At 71.3% G+C, this 3,079-nt stretch carries 3 protein-coding genes; 2 read left to right on the top strand and 1 reads right to left on the bottom strand.

Annotated features, from left to right (window positions below; all coding sequences use genetic code 11):
- A partial coding sequence (locus tag NQ160_RS21375; RefSeq protein WP_257517081.1) for an FUSC family protein occupies nucleotides 1-1,377 on the top strand: 1,377 nt, incomplete at its 5' end.
- 6 nt (nucleotides 1,378-1,383) lie between these two features.
- Here the strand turns inward: NQ160_RS21375 and NQ160_RS21370 are convergent.
- Complete coding sequence (locus tag NQ160_RS21370) at nucleotides 1,384-2,787, bottom strand: MFS transporter (protein WP_257517080.1); 1,404 nt, start codon at nucleotides 2,785-2,787, stop codon at nucleotides 1,384-1,386.
- Nucleotides 2,788-2,972: 185 nt separating this feature from the next.
- Between NQ160_RS21370 and NQ160_RS21365 the strand changes: the two genes are divergently transcribed.
- A partial coding sequence (locus NQ160_RS21365; protein ID WP_306853955.1) for an urease subunit gamma occupies nucleotides 2,973-3,079 on the top strand: 107 nt, incomplete at its 3' end.

Raw genomic sequence — 3,079 nt, 5'->3', positions numbered from 1 at the left:
GCGCGCCTCGCCGGCGACCTCGTCGCCACGAGCGCCGAGATCTCGGCCTTCCGCGGCTCGGCCGCGCCGCCGGAGCGTTCGCGCAAGGACTCGGAGCTGCCCCCGGGGCTCACCGGCGAGGTGCGGCGGGTGCTGTTCGCGATCATGCAGCTGCGATACGCGGCCGAGCGCCTGCGCCGCGTGCAGCTGGCCGATGACAAGGCGCTGGAGTCCTTGGCAGAAGTCGTGGCGGACCGGGCGCCCACCCCCCATCCCGCGCAGAAGCCGGGCGTCGCAGCCCACCACCCGTCCGCGGCGCCGCACGGGACGGGTGGGCTGCGGCCGACCGACCGGCAGGCCGCCCAGGCGACGGTCGCGACGGGGCTCGCGCTGCTCCTCGGGTCGCTGGTCTCGTCGACGCATCAGTACTGGGCGGCCATGCCGGCCTTCCAGACGATCAGCGGCTCCGACGGGGAGACCCGGGTCAAGAGCATCCAGCGGATCATCGCGACCGTCGCCGCCTCGGGTATCGCGTTCGGGCTGGCGATCGTCGCGGGGCACGATCCGGTCTGGGCCTACCCGCTGCTGATCGTGAGCGTCTTCTTCGTGGCGTTCACCCGCGCCATCTCGCCGGCGGCGATGGTGTTCTGGGTCACGCTGGGCCTGGCGACCATGTACGACGTGATGGGAACGCTGAGCGTGGAGACCGTGCAGGCGCGCATGCTCGAGACGCTCGTCGGGGGCGTGGTCGCCATCGTGATCTCGGCGTTGTTGCTGCCCACCCGCACCGGGTCGCAGGTCGTGGCGGGCATGACGTCGGCGGTGGGTCGGGCGCGGGCGCTGCTGTCGGATCTGCTCGCCCCGCGGCTGGGGGAGGAGGCGCTGACCCGACAGCAGGTCGCCGAGCGTGAGCGCGAGCTGGGCGACCTGCTGCGAGCGCTGGAGACGCGGGCGGCTCCGTTGCGCCGTGACCCCGGCTCGCTGCGCGCCGACGGCATCGAAGCGCAGCTGACGGCACTGTGGTCGGTGCTCGACTACGAGCGGCGGCTGGGGCGCACTCTCGTGCGTCTACCGCGGGCGGACGGCGCCGCCGACACCGCGCAGTGGTCGCGGCTCGCGCAGATGTCCGACGAGAACTTCGCGGCCGTCCAGGAGGTGCTGCGGGGTGCGCTGCCCAGCAGACTGCATCCTCTCGCCGATCTCGCGCTCGACCCCGGAAGGGGTGAGGGTCCCGAGGCGGACGCACACGTCCAGCTGACGCGCCTGAACCAGTCGGTGCTCGCACTGATCGAGTCGATCCGTCCGGGCACAGTGGACCCTCCCGACGGGCCGGGCACGCAGGTTCCCGCCGATCCCGACCGCCGCCACCGCCACCGCCGCGGCCGCGCGTCGCGCTGACCCGGCTCAGTGCACGGCCGCGGGCTTGGGCGGCACGGGAATGTGCGTGCGCGGCGTGCTGACGGCGAGCCCGGCGATGAGCACGCCGGCCGCCACCAGCACCGCCCACACCCACCCGCCCATGTCGTCGAACGCGGTCGCGTCCGATGATGTGCCTGCGACGGCGAGGATCGATCCGGCGCCGGCGATGCCCAGCAGCTGACCGGCCTGCTTGGACGTGGAGATGAAGCTCGACGCCAGTCCGGACTCCTCGGTGGGCAGCTCCGAGAGCGCGGTTACGCTGACGGGATCGGCGATGAGGCCGAAACCGAACCCGAACACGAAGTACGGCAGGAACACCGTCCACAGCGGGGCGCTCTCGGTCAGCCACAGCCCAGCAGAGCCGACGGCGAGGAGCGTTCCGCTGATGATGAGTGCGGCGCGCGAATGCTGGTGTGCGACGAATCGGGCGGCCAGGAGGGCGGATGCGGTGGCGCCGGCGGCCAGCGGGATCGTCATGAGGCCCGCCTGCGTGGCGTTCAGCCCGCGCTCGGACTGCAGGTAGAAGGTGTTGACGAACAGCAGCGCTGCGAGTGCCAGGTACCCGGCCACCGCCATCGTCAGCGCGGTGACGAACGGCCGGTCGGTCAGCAGATGCAGGGGCAGCAGCGGATCCTGCCGACGGCGCTCGTACGGCACGAGCGCGACCAGCGACAGCAGGGCGACGGCGATCGCCGCGAGCACGGGCACGGAGGTCCATCCCAGGTGCACGCCCTCGATCAGGGTGAACGCGAGGGCGGCGAGGAAGAGGGTCAGCAGGATCTGGCCGACGCCGTCCAGGCGCGCAGGGTGCTGCGCGCGGGATTCGCGCAGGAGGACGAGCGCGAGTACCGACGCCACCACCCCCAGAGGCACGCCGGCCCAGAACACCGAGGTCCAGCCGAGATCCTTCACGAGCAGTCCGCCGAGGATCGGGCCCGCCGCCAGCGACGCCGTGCCGATGGTGGTCCACCACATCACCGCGACGGCGCGCTGCGCACGCTGCGGAAACGCCGCTGCCAGAAGCGACAGGCCGGCGGGTGCGATGAGCGCACTGCCGGCGCCCTGGATGACCCGTCCGACGACGAGCAGGCCCACCGACGTGCTCAGGGCGCAGACGACCGAGCCCACGATCATCACCACGTTGCCCATCACGAGCACGCGTCGTCGACCGATGCGATCTGCCAGGTTTCCGGCGAAGATCAGCAGGCTCGCGAGCGTCAGCACGTAGGCGCTCACGACCCACTGCAGCGAGTCGATTCCGGCGCCCAGATCCCGCGAGATATCGGGCAGCGCGATATTGGCGACGCTGCCGTAGACGGTGTGCAGGAACTGCGAAAGGCAGCAGACGACGATCAGCCAGCCGCCCGCGACACTCCCTGATTTCACCATGCCGCCCCCGTTCGAGGCCTCGACTATAGCCCCGCCGACGGGGCCTGCCCAGTGGTCCTGCGACACGGTCGCAGGTGGTGCGGATCGTGCAGGAGGGGGCCTGTTCAGGTCTTCCCGGGCGTGTAAGGCTGACGCCCTATCGACGCCCCACGCACACACGTCGGAGCGCGTCCTCTCTCAATCGGATGTCAGGAGCTGCAATGGACCTCACGCCACGCGAGATCGACAAGCTGTACGTCTACCAGGTCGCGGAACTCGCGCGACGCCGCCGAGATCGCGGCACGAAGCTCAA

This window comes from Microbacterium sp. zg.Y909 (genome assembly GCF_024626565.1).
The sequence above is the reverse complement of the archived record's forward strand: the minus strand, read 5'-3'. Positions and strand labels throughout refer to the sequence as shown.